The organism is Bradyrhizobium sp. S3.3.6, from assembly GCF_040546905.1.
Taxonomy (GTDB): Bacteria; Pseudomonadota; Alphaproteobacteria; order Rhizobiales; family Xanthobacteraceae; genus Bradyrhizobium; species Bradyrhizobium cytisi.
In genome coordinates this window covers 30879-50346 of the sequence record NZ_JBEPOT010000002.1, presented here as the reverse complement: position 1 = coordinate 50346, position 19468 = coordinate 30879, and the positions used below count along the sequence as shown (strand labels likewise).

Below are 19468 nucleotides of genomic sequence, written 5' to 3'. Positions count from 1 at the left end.
CCAAGTAGCACGATCGGGGCCAAATGAGCCGGGAGGCGGCCGCGCAAAAGGCCAACTCCCGATCGAATAAGTCTATCCTCTTCAAACACAGCCGGCGCGCCGGCACGGAGCAAAGCAAGCGTGGCAGGCCGCGTTCATCCCCGACAATTGGCGTTTTCGCTTCCGCATGCGGAGAGCCTCAGCCGGGACAATTTCCTCGAGGGCCCTGCCAATGCCGCAGGCCTCGCGCTGATCGACGGCTGGCCGGAATGGCCGAACCGGGTCATGTGGCTCGCCGGCCCCGAAGGCTCAGGCAAGAGCCATCTCGGCGCGATCTGGGCCGAGGAGGCCGGCGCCCGTTCGAGCGCGGCCAATGCGCTGACCGCAGCCAGCGTCCCCGGCGCGCTCGCGACCGGCGCGCTGGTGGTCGAGGATCTCAAGGCCACGGATTTTGACGAGCGCGCCCTCTTCCATCTGATGAACCTCGCCCGCGAAGACGGCGCCTATGTGCTGTTCACCGGACGTGAGGCGCCGGCGGCGATCGAGGTGGAGCTCCGAGACCTCCGCTCCCGGCTGCGGACGATTCCGGTGATTTCGCTGGCGCCGCCAGACGACCAGCTGTTCCGCGGCCTGATCGTCAAGTTCTGCGCCGACCGCCAGCTCTCCGTGGACGAAAGCGTGGTCAGCTACCTCGCGACCCGGCTGGAGCGGTCGTCGGCCGCCGCCCGGCGCGCCGTGGAGCTGCTCGACGGCGAGGCGCTCCGGCTCGGCCGCCCCGTCACCCGGGCGCTCGCCGCTGAACTGCTGCGCGACGCCTGACCGCCAAGTCCCCCTTTGGTCCACTTTGCGCCCGCTTGACGCGGCGAGGCAGCGGAACATCAATGTCATCGAAACGTCATCGCACTAACACATGCTCCGGCCGGCTTTGCGCATAAGACGCAAATTGGGGCGAACTGAATGGACCGACTTCTCATGGATTTCGTGCAAGCTATTGAAACAAAAGAGAAAGCTGCGGAATCCGAGAGCCTTCCGGCGATCGCCTCAAGCCCCGAGCGATTCATCAATCGCGAGCTCTCCTGGCTGCATTTCAACCGCCGTGTCCTGGAGGAATCGGTCAATCCCAGCCATCCGGTGCTGGAGCGGGTGCGATTCCTGTCGATCTCCGCAAATAACCTCGACGAATTCTTCATGGTCCGCGTCGCCGGCATCAAGGCGCAGGTGCGCGAGGGTATCGCCGAACGTGCCCCCGATGGCCTGACCCCGTCCGAGCAACTCGCGCTCATCAACCGCACCGTTTCGCGGCTTGCTTCCGACCAGCAGGCGATCTGGGCCGATTTGCGCGGCACCCTCGCCGGGGTCGGCATCGCGCTGGTCGACGGCAAGGAGGTCAGCAAGACGGAGCGGACCTGGCTCGAGGATTATTTCCTCAACAACGTGTTCCCACTGCTCACGCCATTGGCGATCGATCCGGCCCACCCCTTCCCGTTCATCCCGAGCCTCGGCTTCACCATCGCGCTCCAGCTCACGCGCGCCATCGACGGCAAGCAGATGAACGCGCTGATCCGCATGCCCGGCAAGATCGATCGCTTCATCCGCCTGCCGACCGACGGCAAGGTGGTGCGCCTGATCTCGCTGGAGCAGGTGACCGGTCTTTTCATCAACCGCCTGTTCCCCGGCTACAATCTCCACGGCCAGGGCGCCTTCCGCATCATCCGCGACTCCGAGCTCGAAATCGAGGAAGAGGCCGAAGACCTCGTCCGCCTGTTCGAGACCGCGCTGAAGCGCCGCCGCCGCGGGTCGGTGATCCGGCTCGAGATCGACGCCAAGATGCCGGAGCAGCTGCGCAGCTTCGTGCAGCACGCGCTGTCGGCCGCCGACGACGAAGTGTTCCTGGTCGACGGCGTGCTCGCCATGAACGAGCTCTCGCAGCTCACCCGGCTCGACCGGCCCGATCTCGAATTCACCCCTTACGTGCCGCGCCATCCCGAACGCGTGCGCGAGCATGGCGGCGACATCTTTGCCGCCATTCGCCAGAAGGACCTGGTCGTCCATCACCCCTACGAATCCTTCGACGTGGTGGTGCAATTCCTGCAGCAGGCCGCGCGCGACCCCGACGTCGTCGCGATCAAGCAGACGCTCTATCGCACCTCCAACAACTCGCCGATCGTGCGCACGCTGGCGGAAGCGGCCGAAGCCGGCAAGTCCGTCACCGCGCTGATTGAGCTGAAGGCGCGCTTCGACGAAGAAGCCAACATCCGCTGGGCGCGCGACCTCGAACGGGCCGGCGTGCAGGTCGTCTACGGCTTCCTCGAGTTGAAGACGCACGCGAAGCTTTCGATGGTGGTACGCCGCGAAGGCGGCAGCCTCACCACTTACGTCCATACCGGCACCGGCAACTATCACCCGGTCACCGCGCGTATTTATACGGACCTCTCTTACTTCACCTCGGAACCGACTATCGGCCGCGACGCCGCGCGCGTGTTCAACTTCATCACGGGCTACGCCGCACCAAGCGATCTGGAAAAGATGGCGGTGTCGCCGCTGACCCTGCGCAAGCGCATCATCGAGCACATCCAGGGCGAGACCGAGCACGCGCGTCACGGCAAGCCCGGCGCGGTCTGGATGAAGATGAATGCGCTGGTCGACCCCGATATCATCGACGCGCTCTACGAGGCCTCACAGGCGGGCGTGCAGGTCGAGCTCGTGGTCCGCGGTATCTGCTGCCTGCGACCCGGCATTCCCGGCCTGTCGGAGAACATCCGCGTCAAGTCGATCATCGGACGCTTTCTGGAACACGGCCGAATCTACTGCTTCGGCATGGGCCAGGGCCTGCCGAGCGCGAAAGCGGCTGTGTATATCTCGTCAGCCGATATGATGCCGCGCAACCTCGACCGCCGCGTCGAGGTGCTGTGTCCGCTGCAAAATCCCACGGTGCATCAGCAGGTTCTCGAACAGATCATGGTCGCGAACCTGAAGGACAATGAGCAGAGCTGGCAGTTGTTGCCGGACGGGTCCTCAACGCGTATGAAGACCGCGAAGGGCGAGGAGCCTTTCAACGTGCACAACTACTTCATGACAAATCCGAGTCTGTCTGGCCGTGGAAAGTCGCTCAAGGAATCCTCGCCGCGCCGTCTCACGCGCAGAAACGAACGCCATCAGTCCTGACCGGAGATTTCTGCCTTGAAACGGCCGCGCAAGCGTGGCGCTAGCGTTGCGGTCATCGACATCGGCTCCAACTCGGTTCGTCTCGTCGTCTACGAGGGACTGACACGGAGCCTGATTCCGATCTTCAACGAGAAGACGCTGTGCGGCCTCGGGCGCGAGGTGCAGAGCACGGGCCTGCTCGCGCCGGATGCCGTCGACAAGGCGCTGACCTCGCTGAAGCGTTTTCGGGCGTTGTGCCGCGTGATGCAGGTCGGCCGCGTGTTTGCGATTGCGACCGCGGCCTGCCGCGATGCTTCCAACGGCCCCGACTTTATCGCCAAAGCCGAGCGCATCTGCGCCGTGAAGATCGAGATCCTGTCGGGACCGCGCGAAGCGAAGCTGTCGGCGCTCGGCGTGCTCTCGGGCATTCACCGCCCCGACGGCATCGTCGGCGATCTCGGCGGCGGCTCGCTCGAGCTGATCGACGTGCGCGGGAGCAGCGTGCGCAGCGGCGTGACGCTGCCGCTCGGCGGCCTCGCGCTGCAGGACCTCGCGCACAAATCGCTCAAGCGCGCCGACCGCATCGTCCGCGAGGCAATCGACGATGTGGCGCAGCTCAAGGCGGGCAGCGGCCGCAGCTTCTATGCGGTCGGCGGCACCTGGCGCGCGCTTGCGCGCATCCACATCATCCAGAGCGGGTACCCGCTCCAGGTGATGCACGGCTATTCGATTTCGGCCGCCGAAGCGCTCGACTTTTCGCGTCGTCTGCGTCGTCTTGCAGCCGCCAACATGCTCGCCGACATCGAGGTCGTCGCGGATGCGCGGCGCCCTCTCCTCACCTATGCCGCGCTGGTGCTCGAGCACATCATCCGGGTCGCAAAACCGAAGACCATCGTGTTTTCGACCTTCGGGGTGCGCGAAGGTCTGCTGCACGAGAAGCTCTCGGAGAGCGAGCGCAACAAGGACGGGCTGATCTGCGCGGCCGAAGAGCTGAACCAGCTGCTGTCACGCTCGGCCAAGCATGCGCGCGAGCTGATCGCCTGGACCGACCGCCTCGCGCGCGTTGTCAAGCTGCGCGAGACCGGGGAGGACCGCCGGCTTCGCCACGCCGCCTGCCTGCTCTCCGACATCGGCTGGCGTGTGCATCCCGACCATCGCGGCGAGCAAACGCTGAGCCTCGTCGTCAACGGCAATTTCGGCGCAATCACGCACATCGAGCGCGCCTTTGTCGGCCTGTCGGTGTTCTATCGCTATGCGGGCTTGAGCGAAGAGAACCAGCCGCCGCTGACGATGCAGGAGCTGCTGACACCGGCGCAGCTCGAGCGCGCCCGCCTCCTTGGGGCGGCGTTCCGTGTCGCGCATCTGATCTCGGCGGCGCGCCCGGGCGTGCTACCCGCCACGCATTTCCGCAGCCAGGGGCGCAACCTGATGCTGGTGTTCGAGCACAGGCTCGGCGATCTCGTCGCCGACCGCGTCGGCAGCCGCTTCAAGCAGCTCGCCCGCCTGATCGGACGATCGGGGTCGATCGTACGGCGGTAGGGCTTATTCAGCTGACGCTTTTGCGTGCTCGAGCGCGGCGAGACTCAGGCTGCGCCGGCGCCAGATCGAGCCGACCAGCAGCACGACGATGACGCCGAGCGCTGCGCAGAGATATTCCGCGCCACCGCCGCCATGGGCGAATTGCGGCGGGACGTGCAGGCTGCCGAGCATCTTGTCCAGCGAGGTGCCGAACGGACCTTCGGATAGCGTGTGCAGCTTCGGCGCGATGCCGGGATCGGTTGCGATCACCTCGCCCGCGATCCAGCCGAGCAGCGCCGCGCCGGCCCAGACCAGGATCGGCAGCTTCGACAGCAGCGCCATGATCAGCGCCGCACCGGCGACGATCAGGGGCACGCTGATGGCAAGGCCGAGCACCAGCAGCGGCACGCTGCCATTGGCCGCCGCGGCGACCGCAATGACGTTGTCGAGGCTCATGACGATGTCGGCGATGACGACGATCTGCACCGCCTGCCACAGATGCGAGGCTGATTCGACGCCGTCCTCGTCCTCGTTTTCGGGCACGAGCAGCTTTGCCGCGATCACGATCAGCGCGAGGCCGCCGACCAGCTTGAGGTACGGCAGCGCCATCAGGCTCGCGACGATGCCGGTGAAGATGATCCGCAGCAGCACCGCAGCGCCCGCCCCGAGCACCATGCCCCACAGCCGATGCCGCGGCGTCAGGCCGCGGCAGGCAAGCGCAATCACCAGCGCATTGTCGCCGGACAAAAGGATGTTGATCCAGATGATCTTGCCGACCGCAATCCAGAAGGTCGGCTCGGCCATCTCATTGCGGAACTGGATGAAGAATGCCCCGATCGTGGCGGGATCGAAGATCTGCCAGAGCCAGTTCACAATACGTCCTTTCGCCCCGTCGACTTAACTTATCGGCTGAAAGCTCAGCCGACGATCTCGTTGCCCGAGAAGAACTGCGCGATCTCGATCGCGGCGGTCTCCGGGGCGTCCGAGCCGTGGGCGGAGTTCTCGCCGATCGACTTTGCGTAGAGCTTACGGATGGTGCCGTCGGCCGCCTTGGACGGATCGGTCGCGCCCATTACGTCACGGTACTTGGCGACCGCGCCCTCGCCTTCCAGCACCTGGACCACAACCGGGCCCGAGGTCATGAACTCCACGAGCTCGCCGAAGAACGGACGGGCCTTGTGGACGGCGTAGAACGTCTCGGCCTGTTCCTTGGTCATACGGATGCGCTTCTGCGCGACGATGCGCAGGCCCGCCTTCTCGATCACGGCGTTCACGGCGCCGGTCAGGTTACGCGCAGTCGCGTCGGGCTTGATGATCGAGAAAGTGCGTTCGATGGCCATGATCTTGTCCTTGAAGAGAAAAAGGGTGGTTCGGAGTTGCGGGGCTTATATCGGCGCCTTCGCGATCCGGCAAGCGACCGCCGGAACGGCCTTGCGGTCGCTTCGCCCGGCCGGATTCCAACATGGATTACGACGATTTCACGGAGATGAACCCAATCTGAAGGCTCTATCAGGTTTTGGTTCAGTCTCGCTGGCGTAACGTCAACGCCATCGAAACCAAAGCCTCCCCCCGAGGCGAACCGTTTCGGCGGCCTTTCCATCGACGCGATTGCCCCGCGCCGGCAGTTTTGAGGAGATCACCATGTTGAGGAAACTTTCGCTCGCTGCAGTCGCCGCGGTCGCGCTGGGTGCCGCGCTGGCTCCCACCTCCGCCTCCGCTCACTGGCATGGCGGCGGCTGGGGCTGGCACGGCGGTGGCGGCTGGCATCACGGCGGCTGGGGCTGGGGCGGACCGCGCTTCTATGCTGCCCCCGTCTCCTACGGTTATGGCGGCTGCTATGTGCGCCGGCTGGTGCCGACCCCCTGGGGACCCCGCTGGCGGCTGATCAACCGCTGCTACTGAGCCCGCAAGCACCTTCTGAAGCACCTTTCTAAATACCTTCCTGAGGTACTGTTCCCCCTGCAGTACCTTCCAAGCAAGGCCCCGGCGTTCCCCCCCGCCGGGGCCTTGCATTTGGGCAGATACGACGAATTCATACAATTTTTACTAGAATGCCAGGCCAGCCTGACGTTCGCGAAACCATTTGGGCGCCAATGACTTGGTACCGTGTCGTTTACTTTGCAAATACGGAACCCTGCGATGGCTAGCCCTTCTGCCAATGACAGCGAACAGATCGACCGGCGCACCAGCCGCGCGATTTGCGATGCCGTGGGCGAACGGCTGCAGCAGAGCATTCGCCCCGAACCCCGGCTCCCGACGCATCTCGAACAGCTGATGGACGAGTTGAGGAAGCGCGAGCGCGACCAGCACTGACGAAATATTGGCTTGCGAAAAATCGGGTTGCGTTTGATCCCGGCTGCGGTGACAAGGCCGCATGCTCTCCATCACCGACCTCTCCATCCGCCTCGCCGGACGCCTTCTGATCGATAACAGCTCCGTGCAGATCACGCCCGGCTCGCGGGTCGGCATGGTCGGGCGCAACGGCACCGGCAAATCGACGCTGTTCAAGGTGATCCGCGGCGAGCTTGCGGCCGAGCACGGCTCGGTGACGCTGCCGCCCCGCTGGCGCGTGGGCAGCCTGGCGCAAGAAGCACCGAACGGCCCCGAAAGCCTGATCTCGGTCGTGCTCAAAGCCGACCTCGAGCGCGACGCGCTGCTTCACGAAGCCGAGAGCGCGACCGATCCGCACCGGATCGCCGAGATCCAGACCCGGCTCGTCGATATCGACGCGCATTCGGCGCCCGCACGTGCGGCCGCCATCCTCTCCGGCCTCGGCTTCTCCGCCGCCGACCAGTTGCGGCCCTGCGCCGAATTCTCCGGCGGCTGGCGCATGCGCGTCGCGCTGGCGGCGACGCTGTTTGCAGCACCCGACCTGTTGCTGCTCGACGAGCCCACCAACTATCTCGACCTCGAAGGCACGCTGTGGCTGGAGGATCACCTCGCGCATTATCCGCGCACCGTGATCGTGATCAGCCATGACCGCGACCTGCTGGATAGCTCGGTCGACCAGATCCTGCATCTGGAGCGCGGCAAGCTCACGCTCTACAAGGGCACCTACTCCTCCTTCGAGGAGCAGCGCGCCGCGCGCGAACTGCTCGATGCCAAGGCGGTCAAGCGCCAGGAGGCCGAGCGCGCCCGCCTGCAGGCCTTCGTCGACCGCTTCAAGGCCAAGGCGTCCAAGGCACGCCAGGCCCAATCGCGCGTAAAAATGCTGGAGCGGCTGAAGCCGATCGCGGCGCTGGTGACGGAGGACGTCCGCGAAATCACCTTCCCGGCACCGGAGAAAATCCTTTCGCCGCCGATCATCGCCGTCGACAACGCCTCGGTCGGCTACGATCCGGCGACACCGGTGCTGAGCCGCGTGACGCTACGCATCGACAACGACGACCGCATTGCGCTGTTAGGGGCCAACGGCAACGGCAAGTCGACACTCGTCAAGCTGCTCGCCGCGCGTCTGGCGCCCTTCTCCGGCAAGGTGACGCGGGCCGACAAGCTGTCGATCGCCTATTTCGCGCAGCATCAGCTCGACGAGCTGAACGAGGACGCCTCGGCCTACGACCACGTCCGCAAGCTGATGGGCGATGCGCCCGAAGCCAAGGTGCGGGCCCGCGCCGGCGCGATCGGCTTCTCCGGCAAGGCGGCCGACACCAAGGCCGGCAAACTCTCGGGCGGCGAGAAGGCCCGGCTCCTGCTGGGCCTTGCCACCTTCTTCGGCCCCAACATGATCATCCTGGACGAGCCGACCAACCATCTCGACATCGACAGCCGCGCCGCACTTGCCGAAGCGATCAACGAGTTTCCCGGCGCGATCATCATGGTCTCGCACGACCGCTACCTGATCGAGGCCTGCGCCGACCAGCTCTGGATCGTCGCCGACCGCACCGTGACCAATTACGATGGCGACCTCGACGAGTACCGCCGCCTGGTGCTGTCCTCGCGCAACGGCGAGCCCGCCCCGCGCGAGCGCAGCATGGCGAGCGAAAAGCCGCAGCGCCCCAAATCGGACAATCGCGGCTCGCTGAAGAAACGCATCGCGGAGGCCGAGAGCGAGATTGCGCGCGTCAGCGACATCATCGCCAAGATCGACGCCGCGCTCGCCCTGCCCGACATCTTCACCCGGGATCCCAAGCAGGCCGCGCAACTGTCGAAGGCTCGCGCCAACGCCGCCGACGCGCTGGCGCGCGCGGAAGAACAGTGGCTCGAGGCGAGCGCGCAGTTTGATCAGGCGGCGAACTAACGCTCCCGCATGATGTCGTGCCGGTAGCGCTGCAGCGGCGACAGCAGATAGCTCAGAATCGTGCGCGAGCCGGTTCGGATCTCCACCGTCACGGCCATTCCCGGCGACAGGTTCACGAGCCGATCTTCCACTTGCATTTGCGCGCGATCGAGCGAGATACGCGCGCTGTAGCTGAGCTCCTGCCCGTCGGGCTCGCTGCTATCGTGCCGCGTCCCGGCCGCGCGGTCGCCGCTACGCTCCGGCGGTCGGTCGCGAATGATGGCGTCCTGCGAGACGCTCAGCACCCGGCCTTCCAAAAGGCCGTAACGGGTGAAGTTGAAGGTGTCGACCTTGATGGCAGCGCCCTGCCCGGCCTCGACAAAGCCGATGTCGCGGTTGGAGATCATCGCCTCGATCTCGAGCCGCGTGTCTGACGGCACGATCACGAGCAGCGACTGCGCCGGCGTGACCACGCCGCCGATGGTGTGGACCGCGAGCTGCTGCACGACGCCGTCGACCGGTGACGTCAATTGCTGGAGCTGCGTCCTCTGCTGCGCCTTGATCAGGTCCCGCGCAATCCCGTTGGCCTTCTGCCCGCTCTTGGCAAGCTCATCGGACAGGCTTTTGCGATACTCGGCCACGGCCTGGATTCGGGTCTCGCGGATCGCGGCGACGGCCTGCTCGGCCTCCTTCAGGCGGCTGCGTTGGACACCGAGCTCCTCCTGCTGCTCGATCTGGAGCTGAAGCGTCTCGTAATATGTCAGCTTCGAACCGATCTCCTTCTCCATCAGCGTCTTGCGGATATCGACGCGCTGCTCGGTCACGGGGAGCAATGCACCCAGCTTGTGGATCGTCGCCGCGATGGTCTGATGCTCGGCGTCCTTCTGCGCCTCCTGGCGTTCAAGGGCCGCGAGCTTGGCGCGGTGCTCGCTCACCTGGTTGGCGAGAAGCTGCTGCTGCGTCGCGACCAGCGATGGATCGGCATTCGCGGGAGGAACGAGATCGGCGGAGCCATCCTCGCCCGCGGCCAGCGCCGCGCGGAGGCGCGCGCTATTGAGACGTTCGGCCACGAGATCGTCGTGCAGGTGATCGCGCTCCGCGGCGTTCACGGTTGGATCGAGCTCGATCAGCACGTCGCCGGATTTGACCGCCTGCCCGTCCTGCACTTGGATGGCGCGCACCACGCCGGTCTCGAACGGCTGCACCACCTTGCTGCGCCCGCTCGACACCACCTTGCCGGTCGCGGACGCCACGATGTCGATCGTACCCCACGCGGACCACGCGAGCGCCGCACAGACAAGGGCCATCAGCGCCATCGCGATGGCGCGGCCGATCGGCGATGGCGGGGTTTCGGTGATCTCCAGCGCTGCCGGGAGAAAGGCGATTTCCTCGGCACGCCGGCTCTTCGCCTTCCGGAAGGGAACGACGGTCTGCTCCGGCTTCCGGGCCGGCGCGGTGCTAGCCGACCTCATAGATCCCTCCCTGAAGCCGGTGCAAGGTGGCATAGCGGCCGCCGTTCCTGATCAAGGCGTCATGCGTGCCGTCCTCGACCAGACGGCCGCGCTCCAGCGTGAAGATGCGGTCGGCGCCGCGGACGGTGGAGAGACGATGCGCGATGATCAGGACAGTGCGGCCCTTCGCGATGTCCTTCATGTTGTCATGGATGATCCGCTCGCTTTCATAGTCGAGCGCGCTGGTGGCTTCGTCGAAGATCAGGATGCGCGGATTGGTCACGAGTGCGCGGGCGATCGCGATGCGCTGGCGCTGCCCGCCCGAGAGCGTCGAGCCGCGCTCGCCGACGACGGTGTCGTAGCCCTCCGGGAGCTCCAGAATGAAATCATGGGCGCCCGCAAGCTTCGCCGCTTCCATGATTCGGTCCATCGGCAGGGTCGGATCGGCGAGCGCGATGTTGTCGCGCACCGAGCGGTTGAACAGCATGTTCTCCTGGAGAACCACCCCGATCTGCCGCCGCAGCCAGGCCGGGTCGGTCATGACAAGATCCATGCCGTCGATCAGCACGCGGCCGCCCTGCGGTACATAGAGCCGTTGCACCAGCTTTGCGAAGGTGCTCTTGCCCGAGCCCGACGATCCGACAATGCCGACGGTCTGGCCGGCCGGAATATCGAACGAGACGTCGTGCAGGATTTCCGGCCCGTCGAGCCGGTAGCGGAACGCGACGTGCTCGAAGCGGATATTGCCCTGCAGTGCCGGCAGCCCGGCGCGGGCCGCCGAGTAAGCCGGCTCCGCGGCGCTGTTGAGGATGTCGCCGAGCCGGGCGATCGAGAGCCGTGCCTGATGAAAATCCTGCCAGACCTGCGCCAGCCTCAGCACCGGCGCCGAGACGCGCCCTGCAAAGATGTTGAACGCCACGAGCTCGCCGACGGTCAGGCCGTCCCCGATCACAAGCCGCGCGCCGACATAGAGGATCGCAGCGGTGACGACCTTGCTGACGAACTGCACCAGTTGGCTCGCGGTGTTGCCGAGGCTGGTGACGCCAAAACTCGCCGAGACGTAGCCGGCGAGCTGCTCCTCCCAGCGGCGCTGCATCTGCGGCTCGACCGCCATCGCCTTCAGCGTCTCGATGCCGCTGACACTCTCGACCAGAAAAGCCTGGTTCTCGGCGCCGCGGCGGAATTTCTCCTCCAGCCTGCGGCGAAACAGTGGCGTCGCGACCGCCGAGATCGCGATGTAGAACGGAAACGATCCGAGCACGATGCAGGTCATCATCGGCGAATAGGCGAACATCGCCGCCAAAAACACCGAGGTGAAGACCAGGTCGATGACAAGCGTCAGCGACGAGCTGGTGATGAAATTGCGGATGTTCTCGAGCTCGCGGACCCGCGCCACGGAATCGCCGACTCGCCTGGCCTGAAACCAGGCCATCGGCAGCGCCAGCAGATGATGGAACAGGCGGGCCCCCAGCTCGACGTCGATGCGGTTGGTCGTATGCGAGAACAGATAATTGCGCAAAATTCCGAGCACGGTGTCGAACAGCGAGACGACGACGAGGCCGATCACGAGCACGTCGAGCGTGGACAGCGAGCGGTGCACCAGCACCTTGTCGATCACGACCTGAAAGAACAGCGGCGAGACCAGCGCAAACAGCTGGAGAAAGAACGAGGCGGCCAGCACCTCGCCGAACAGCCGCCGGTATTTTCCGATCGCGCCGATGAACCAGGTGATGTCGAAGGCACGCCCGGGGTCGGACCGTCCGGCGCGCCGGGCCATCAGGATCAATCCACCGTCCCAGATCGCGCACAGCTCGTCGCGCTCAATGAACACCGGCCGCCGCGCCACCGGCGACTGCACCAGCACCTTGTCGGCGGAGGCTTTTGCGATGACCATGAAACTGCCGTCACGCAGCATCGCGATTGCCGGCAGCGGACTGTCCGACAGACGGCTCCATTGCGTTCGATAGGTTCGTGCTTTCAGTCCGAGCGACCTGGCGCAGCGGATGATGTCCGCTGCGCCGAAGCTTGCCGTGCCTAGCCGGTGCCTGAGCTGATCGCGGTCGGCCGCCACGCCTTGCAGATGAAGCAAGGTCAAGAGCGCGTCGAGCCCCGTATCGGTCGAGACCGCGTGCGTCGTCATGGGCGTTCTCCAGGCCGGAGCGTCAGGCGTGCTGCGGAGGAGCGAGCGTCTGGGTCTGCGCCGCGTGCGGATCGGCCAGCGGCATCTCGCCATGGCCGTCGCCAGCCGGAACGAAGCTCGCCGCCATGGCCTGGTTGAGCAGCATCGTTGCCGCCATCGCCGCCCCGTCCTGGATCAGGACGTTGTTGCCGGTGCCGCCATCGAGGATGTCTTGGCCGGCGCCGCCGATCAGCACGTCGTCACCCGCGCCGCCCGTCAGCGTGTCGTTGCCGGAGCCGCCGATCAGGACGTCGTCGCCATTGCCGCCATTGGCGACGAGCTGGATGCCGCCGTGCAGGCCCGAAGCCGTGATGACGTCATCGCCATCGAGGCCGTTGATGACGATCCTGTCGCCTGCGCCGGCATCGGAGATGTTGATGTCCTGGCCAAGCCCGGACACCGTGACGATGCCATCGTGCTCGGTCACCGTGATGACGTCGCTGCCGCCGGTTCCGTTGATGGTCACGGTATCAGCGGCGCCGTCATTGGCGCCGAGGTCGAGATTGACCTGGTTCACCCCGGTGCCGGAGAGATCATTGACCGTGATGTTGTCGGCGCCGCCGAGAGCGTTGAAGTTGACGTGCTCGACGCCATTGAGGTCCATCGCGATGGCGGCGACGTCGCGGGTGAACAGCACCCGGCCGCCGTTGGCCGAGATGTTGATGTTCTCGTTGATGTTGGCACCGTTGAACAGCAGCGTATCGGTGCCCTTGCCGCCTTCGACGGTGTCGCTGCCGTCGCCGGGGTTCCAGACGAAGGTGTCGTCACCGCCACCGAGACTGGCGACGTCGTTGCCGCGGCCGCCGATCACGGTGTCATTGCCGGCGCTGCCGGTGATGGTGTCGTTGCCGTCACCGCCGTTGATGTTGAGACTGACGAGCTGGCCGGCCTTGATCGCGGATGCATCGATGACGTCGTTGCCGACGCCGCCGTTGAGGGCGAGCGCGTCGCCGGCGTCTGCGTGCGCGATCGTGACCTGCGCGGCCAAGCCGTTGACCACGACCGATCCGCTGGACGTGACGACCTTGATGTTATCGTCACCCGCGGTGCCGTTCACCGTCACGCGGTCCGCCGCGCCGTCTCCGCTCTGGCTGCCGGGACCGGCGCTGAGGTCGATCGCGACCTGCGTGACGCCGGTGCCGGTGAGGTCGCCGACATTGATGTTGTCGGCGCCGCCGGCCGCGGCGATCTGCACGCGCTCGACGCCGTTGAGGTCCATGGTAATGGCGCCGACGTCGCGGGTGAGAAGCGCACGGCCTCCATTCGCCGAAATCGACATATTCTCGGCCACATTGGAGCCGTTGAACACCAGCGTGTCCGTTCCCGTGCCGCCTTCGACGGTGTCGCTGCCGTCGCCGGGATTCCAGACGAAGGTGTCGTCGCCCGCACCGAGAAGGGCCACGTCGCTGCCGCGGCCGCCGGTGACCTTGTCGTTGCCGTCACCGCCGATCAGTGTGTCGGCGCCCTGGCTGCCGGTGATGGTGTCGTTGCCCGCGCCGCCGTCAATGGTCAGCCCGATCACCGCAGCGAGCGCGGAAGCATCGATGACGTCGTTGCCGCCGAGTGACTGGATGACCAGCCGATCGTTGGCAGCTTCTGCATTCGCGATTGTCACGACTTGCGGCAGGCCGGTCACCGTGACCGTGGTGCCCTCGGCTGTGACCTGGATGTTCTGATTGCCGTTGGTCCCGTTGACGGTCACCGTATCGGCCGCGCCATCGCCCTGCGTGCCGCCAGGAACGGCTCCGAGATCGACGAGGATCTGCTTGACGCCGGTGCCGGTGAGATCGCCGACATTGATATTGTCGGCGCCGCCTCGCGCATCGAACTCGATCTGCTCGATGCTGTTGAGGTCCATCGTGATGTTGGCGACATCGCGGGTGAAGCGCACCCGGCTGCCATTGGCCGAGATGTTGATGGTCTCGTTGATATTGGCGCCGTTGAACAAGAGCTTGTCGTTGCCCGATCCGCCTTCCACGGTGTCGCTGCCGTCGCCGGGATTCCAGATGAAAGTGTCGTCACCCGATCCAAGCTGGGCGACGTCGTTGCCGCGACCGCCATTGACGATGTCGTTGCCGGAGCCGCCGATCAGGAGATCGTTGCCGTCACCGCCGGTGATCGTGTCGTTGCCGGCGCCGCCGTCGAGCGTCAGCGAAATCAGGCTGCCGAGTCCGTTACCTGCGGTGATGACATCGTCGCCGCCGCCGGCGTGCAGCACGAGATTCTCCGTCGTGCCTATGTCGAGCGAAAATGGTGCCGGGCCCGTCCCGTCAAACCGCACGCGCGTGCCATTCGCCGTGATCGTAAATGTTTCGGAAGTATTGCTTCCGTTGATCTGCACCGTGTCGTTGCCGTCGCCGCCCTCAACGACGTTGGTGCCGCCGCCGGGATTCCAGATCATGAGGTCGTTGCCGGCCTCGCCGAAGAGCTGGTTGTCGCCGCTGCCGCCGTCCAGCGTGTCGTTGCCTGCGCCACCGAACAGCAGATCGTTGCCGCCGCCGCCCTTGATCACATCGTCGCCAGCCTGCCCGAACAGCAAATCGGCTCCCGAGCCGCCGGTGATTTTGTCATTGCCGTCACCGCCGAAGATGTTGACCGCGGGCATCGGACCGTGGCCTTCGTCGACGGTGATCGTGTCGTCGCCGCCTTGCCCGAAGATGTCGATCTCGTTGGTGTTGGCAATTGTGGGATCGCCACCGATCGTCTTCACGTGCCCGTTATTGATGAGAATGCGGCCGGACTGGTCGCGGCCGATCACGAGGCCGTTATTGGCGCTGTCGCCGAAAATCGTGAGCTGCCCCGTAACCGGGGAAAAAACAGAGGTAATAGACATTCTAATATCCTTCGATCGATCTAGCCCCTCCCCTCGATGCCTAGCAGCCGCCAACACAACAATCTTGAAGCGTTGCTTGAGACACGCGTGATTAATCTGGAGATTTCCTCCAGATTTGCGGCAGGCCGGTTTCGGAGATCAGCGGATGTGACAGCTCGCACATTGCGCGGCGCGGCGGCGGCGCAGCTTTAGGCGAGCATGCCGGGGCCGAACGAAATTGCCCGTGTGGTCTCGACGCCTTTGGTATTAAGCTCGGCGGTGGAATTGGCGTCAGCACATGATGTACGGTCCCGAGAGCGACCCGGTATTTTCGGCCCAACGGATATCCAAACAAGGAATATTTGAAGGAGATCTCACTTGTCATTACCAGAACCGATCAAGTTCACCGACGGCGCGGCTTACGAGCGCTTCATGTCGCCCTGGAGCCGATCGGCCGGGACGCTGTTCCTCGACTGGCTGGCGCCACACTCGGGACTGGCCTGGGTGGATGTCGGTGCCGGCAATGGCGCCTTCACCGAGCTGCTGCTTGCGAAGTCCGCGCCCTCATCCGTTTGCGCGATCGATCCGTCGGACGCGCAGATTGCGACTGCACGCCAGAAGATATCGGCAAAGCAGGTCGAGCTTTCGATTGGCGATGCGATGGCGCTTCCCTACGACGCCGACCGCTTCGACGTCGCGGTGATGGCGCTGGTGCTGTTCTTCGTCCCCGACCCGCGCAAGGGCGCCTCGGAGATGGTCCGCGTCACCAGGCCCGGCGGCATGGTCGCGTCCTACACCTGGGACATCATGCGGGGCGGGACGCCCACCGAGCCCCTGTGGGAAGAGTTGGACGCCATGGGCAAACCGGCGGCGCGCCCGCCGAGTGCGGAGATCTCGCGCTTCGAAGCGCTGAAGGCGCTTTGGGCGGAGCTCGGTCTTCGCGACATCGAAACCCGCGAGCTGGTCGTCGAGCGGACATTCGCTGACTTCGACGACTACTGGCTCTCCATGGTTGTGAGCAGCCCGGCCGGCGTGCTGGGAAAGCTTTCGGACACCGAGAGCGCGGAGCTGAAGCGCCGATTACAAGCGCGACTGCCGGCGAGTGCGACCGGCGAAATCACCGTTCATGCGAGCGCGACTGCGATCAAGGGACGAAAGGCCGCTTGATGGTCGGGCGAGCATCCGCGGCTGATCGCGTTGACAGCCGCAACCGGCTTCAGGGCGGAAGGCCGACGACGTGTTACGTCGCCGCCTTCTTCTTCGCCTTCGGCTTCACTGGTTTCGGAGCGACCGCCGGCTCCGGCGAGCCCTCGATCGCGGACAGGCGTCCGGCCGTAAATGTGTAGATGCCCGCGCGGGGGCCCGTGGTCCAGGTGACCACCGCGACGCGACGGCCGGCGGCATCGCTGGAGAGATTGACGGTCGATGGCGCGCCGATGCCGCGCACCACGTCGCATTCGGTGTGACCGAGCGCGACCGTGCCGCCCATCGGCGCGGGCGCCGTGGTCGAGGCATTGGCGTCGGCAGGTCCAGGCGGCGTCATGCCGGGGCAAGCGCCGTCGGCGCTGACGAGATCCTCGGCGCCAACCGGCTTGTCCGGGGTCAGCGGCGGCGATTCGATCGAGATGTTCTTGATGAACAGGCGGCTCGGCTTGTTGAACCATTCGGCGTCTTTTGCAGACGCCAGCAGATCGGTCCCGCCCGAGCAGCCCGCGATCAGCGGCGCGACAGCGGCCAACACAAGTATGAGCGACTTTGGAAGCTTTTGATGTCGCACGATGAACTAAATTCCCCACGTCAAGGAGCAGCCCTAAGCGATTGTCCCAACATCACTTTGCGGCACGAAGGTGGCCGAAACCAGTTTGCCCGAGAAAGTCCAAATTATCATTAATTGCGAACGGCCGCTAATTCCGCCGCTGCCATCGGCCCCGTTCGTCCGCCTGCCAATAGGTGACCTCAAATCCGCGCGTCTTGCAATCCGTCCAGGTGCTGCGGGCCACCGCGAGCGCATCCGGATCGTCGCCGTTGAACAGCAGCACCATGCGCTCATAGGCCTCCGCGTCCTGCGGCAAGGCGGCGCTGTCGACCAGAAAGCGGACATTGGCGCCGTTGGGATTACCCTCCTCGATCGCCAGCACGATCAGTTGCTCGGCCACATCGTTCACGCGCCATGTCGCATGCGGCAGGAAAGAATCGTCGCGATAGGTCCATAAATGCGCGTCGAGCGCATCGGCGCGCTCCGGCGAAGTCGATTGCACCACGACGCGCCAGCCGCGCTCGAGCGATTTCTCGAGAAGCGGCGGCAAGACATTCTCAACCGTCATGTTTTGCAGATGGTAGAACAGCACTTCCGTCATTTGCGCTCGTAATGATCTGCCACCAGGCGATCGAGCAGCCTGACGCCGTAGCCCGAACCCCAGCTCTGGTTGATGTCGGTCTTGGGCGTGCCCATCGCGGTGCCGGCGATGTCGAGGTGCGCCCAAGGCGTGCCGTCGACAAAGCGCTGCAGGAACTGCGCCGCGGTGATCGAGCCGCCGTGACGGCCGCCGGTGTTCTTCATGTCGGCAAACTGGGAATCGATCAGCTTGTCGTATTCGGGGCCGAGCGGCAGGCGCCAGACCTTCTCGCCGCTCTCGATGCCGGCCGCGAGCAGGCGCTCGGCGAGCTCGTCATTGTTGGAGAACATGCCGGCATGATCGGTGCCGAGCGCGACCACGATCGCGCCGGTCAGCGTCGCCAGATCCACCATGAATTTCGGCTTGGTCTTCTTGGCCACGTACCAGAGCACGTCGGCCAGCACGAGGCGGCCTTCCGCGTCGGTGTTGATGATCTCGATGGTCTGGCCCGACATCGAGGTGACGATGTCGCCCGGCCGCTGCGCGTTGCCGTCGGGCATGTTCTCGACGAGGCCGATGGCGCCGACCGCATTGACCTTGGCTTTGCGCGCCGCGAGCGCGTGCATCAGGCCGACGACGCAGGCCGCCCCGCCCATGTCGCCCTTCATGTCCTCCATGCTGCCGGCCGGCTTGATCGAGATGCCGCCGGTGTCGAAGCAGACGCCCTTGCCGACGAAGGCAACCGGCGCCTCGCCCTTCCTTGCCCCGTCCCAGCGCATGATCACGGTGCGGCTCGGCCGCGCCGAGCCCTGGCCGACGCCGAGCAGCGCGCCCATGCCGAGCTTCGCCATCGCCTTGACGTCGAGCACCTCGATCTTGACGCCGAGCTTGCGCAGCTCGCTGGCGCGGCGCGCGAACTCCTCGGGGTAGAGCACGTTCGGCGGCTCGTTGACGAGATCGCGCGCGATGATGACGCCGTCGACGACCGCGCCGGCCGAGGCAAAGGCCTTCTTCGCCGCGGCCGCATCGCCGACCGCCAGCGAGACGTCGGCGCGCAAGGTCCCCTCCTCGCCGTCCTTCTTTTTGGTCTTGTAGCGATCGAACTTGTAGGCGCGCAGCCGCAGGCCCGAGGCGATCGCGACCGCCTGCTCGCTGCTCATGGCGCCGGTCGCCAGTTCCGCCACGATGGTCATGGCAGCGGGACCCGCCTTGAGCTTGCTGGCGGCGATGCCGCCGAATTTGAGGAAGTCGTTGCCCTTCAGGCCCGATGCCTTGCCGGTCCCGATCACGATCAGGCGCTCGGCCTTCAGACCCTCAGGCGCGAGGATGTCCAGGGCGGCGCCGGTTTTACCCTTGAATGAGGCGACGGCCGCCGCCCGCTTCACGAGCTCGGCTGCCCCGCCGAGCGCCTTGGCCGTCGCCGGGCCGACCTTCAGAGCGTCGTCACAGAACACGATCAGGATGCCACGGGCGGCGGTAGCCAGCGGGACGAAGCCGACCTTGATGGCATCTGGCATGGGTAACTCCTCGAAAACATGGGATATTTTGCCAATCAAGGGGACCGGCCGAGAGCCGGATCTGAACGGCGATTCACTCGTCTGTCCCCACTATGGGCCAGAGCCACGGTGGATGCCAAGCGCCGGCCGTGGCAGGGACGCCACAACGAGCGAAATATTAACCATATGTTGAGGGTGCCATGGGTCAGCCATTTTGTTGACGGATCAAAGGGATGGTAGTGAGAAAGTGAGCCTCCAGAAGAGCAGCCTGGCCGACCTTGGGGATCCCCTGTCAGGGGATTGGTTGGACAGAAGGGCTTCCGGTGCGCGCGTTGGG

The 19468-nt window shown here is 65.3% G+C and carries 15 protein-coding genes; 6 read left to right on the top strand and 9 right to left on the bottom strand.

What is annotated here, in order from left to right:
* Nucleotides 1-120: 120 nt before the first annotated feature.
* The 3 genes from ABID59_RS04765 (at nt 121) to ppx (ending at nt 4662) form a co-directional block, all read left to right on the top strand.
* A complete protein-coding gene (locus ABID59_RS04765) occupies nt 121-798 on the top strand; it encodes a P-loop NTPase family protein (RefSeq protein WP_148752969.1) in 678 nt (225 codons plus the stop codon).
* Nucleotides 799-951: 153 nt separating this feature from the next.
* A complete protein-coding gene (locus ABID59_RS04760) occupies nt 952-3144 on the top strand; it encodes an RNA degradosome polyphosphate kinase (RefSeq protein WP_354083102.1) in 2193 nt (730 codons plus the stop codon).
* A 15-nt stretch (nt 3145-3159) separates the two neighbouring features.
* The gene (ppx, locus tag ABID59_RS04755) at nt 3160-4662 is read left to right on the top strand and encodes an exopolyphosphatase (protein ID WP_354082606.1); all 1503 of its coding nucleotides are present in this window, start codon (nt 3160-3162) and stop codon (nt 4660-4662) included.
* 3 nt (nt 4663-4665) lie between these two features.
* Here the strand turns inward: ppx and ABID59_RS04750 are convergent, their stop codons facing one another.
* Both ABID59_RS04750 and ndk read right to left on the bottom strand, forming a co-directional pair.
* Nucleotides 4666-5514: a TerC family protein gene (locus tag ABID59_RS04750; RefSeq protein WP_354082605.1), complete on the bottom strand. Its 849-nt coding sequence runs from the start codon at nt 5512-5514 to the stop codon at nt 4666-4668.
* A gap of 44 nt (nt 5515-5558) precedes the next feature.
* Nucleotides 5559-5981, bottom strand: coding sequence for a nucleoside-diphosphate kinase (ndk, locus tag ABID59_RS04745; RefSeq protein WP_018456271.1), 423 nt, complete (start codon nt 5979-5981; stop codon nt 5559-5561).
* A gap of 301 nt (nt 5982-6282) precedes the next feature.
* On the opposite strand from ndk, the gene ABID59_RS04740 reads away from it, so the two are divergent.
* Nucleotides 6283-6543 (top strand): sulfur globule protein precursor, encoded by a 261-nt coding sequence (locus ABID59_RS04740; protein WP_148752965.1) that lies wholly within the window; start codon nt 6283-6285, stop codon nt 6541-6543.
* A 144-nt stretch (nt 6544-6687) separates the two neighbouring features.
* Here the strand turns inward: ABID59_RS04740 and ABID59_RS04735 are convergent, their stop codons facing one another.
* Nucleotides 6688-7029 carry a hypothetical protein gene (locus ABID59_RS04735; RefSeq protein ID WP_354083127.1) on the bottom strand — a complete coding sequence of 114 codons (342 nt, stop codon included), beginning with the start codon at nt 7027-7029 and terminating at the stop codon, nt 6688-6690.
* Between ABID59_RS04735 and ABID59_RS04730 the strand changes: the two genes are divergently transcribed.
* Nucleotides 7016-8878: an ABC-F family ATP-binding cassette domain-containing protein gene (locus ABID59_RS04730; protein WP_354082604.1), complete on the top strand. Its 1863-nt coding sequence runs from the start codon at nt 7016-7018 to the stop codon at nt 8876-8878. The genes ABID59_RS04735 and ABID59_RS04730 overlap by 14 nt on opposite strands.
* On the opposite strand, the gene ABID59_RS04725 is transcribed toward ABID59_RS04730, so the two are convergent.
* Genes ABID59_RS04725 through ABID59_RS04715 form a run of 3 tightly spaced genes read right to left on the bottom strand, consistent with a single transcriptional unit; the run spans nt 8875 to nt 15320 of the window.
* Nucleotides 8875-10329, bottom strand: coding sequence for an HlyD family type I secretion periplasmic adaptor subunit (locus ABID59_RS04725; protein ID WP_354082603.1), 1455 nt, complete (start codon nt 10327-10329; stop codon nt 8875-8877). The genes ABID59_RS04730 and ABID59_RS04725 overlap by 4 nt on opposite strands.
* The gene (locus ABID59_RS04720) at nt 10316-12448 is read right to left on the bottom strand and encodes a type I secretion system permease/ATPase (RefSeq protein WP_354082602.1); all 2133 of its coding nucleotides are present in this window, start codon (nt 12446-12448) and stop codon (nt 10316-10318) included. The genes ABID59_RS04725 and ABID59_RS04720 overlap by 14 nt, the downstream gene beginning before the upstream one ends.
* Before the next feature lie 22 nt (nt 12449-12470).
* On the bottom strand, nt 12471-15320 hold the full coding sequence (locus tag ABID59_RS04715; protein ID WP_354082601.1) for a beta strand repeat-containing protein: 2850 nt from the start codon (nt 15318-15320) through the stop codon (nt 12471-12473).
* Nucleotides 15321-15677: 357 nt separating this feature from the next.
* Here ABID59_RS04715 and ABID59_RS04710 point away from each other — a divergent pair, with 357 nt between their 5' ends.
* Complete coding sequence (locus ABID59_RS04710; protein WP_354036104.1) at nt 15678-16466, top strand: class I SAM-dependent methyltransferase; 789 nt, start codon at nt 15678-15680, stop codon at nt 16464-16466.
* Between the two features lie 73 nt (nt 16467-16539).
* Here the strand turns inward: ABID59_RS04710 and ABID59_RS04705 are convergent, their stop codons facing one another.
* From ABID59_RS04705 to ABID59_RS04695, 3 genes are all read right to left on the bottom strand, one after another.
* Nucleotides 16540-17037, bottom strand: a complete 498-nt coding sequence (locus tag ABID59_RS04705; RefSeq protein WP_187435048.1) for a hypothetical protein — start codon at nt 17035-17037, stop codon at nt 16540-16542.
* Between the two features lie 166 nt (nt 17038-17203).
* Nucleotides 17204-17656 (bottom strand): DNA polymerase III subunit chi, encoded by a 453-nt coding sequence (locus tag ABID59_RS04700; protein ID WP_354036102.1) that lies wholly within the window; start codon nt 17654-17656, stop codon nt 17204-17206.
* Nucleotides 17653-19152, bottom strand: a complete 1500-nt coding sequence (locus ABID59_RS04695; RefSeq protein ID WP_148752957.1) for a leucyl aminopeptidase — start codon at nt 19150-19152, stop codon at nt 17653-17655. The genes ABID59_RS04700 and ABID59_RS04695 overlap by 4 nt, the downstream gene beginning before the upstream one ends.
* Nucleotides 19153-19468: the final 316 nt, after the last annotated feature.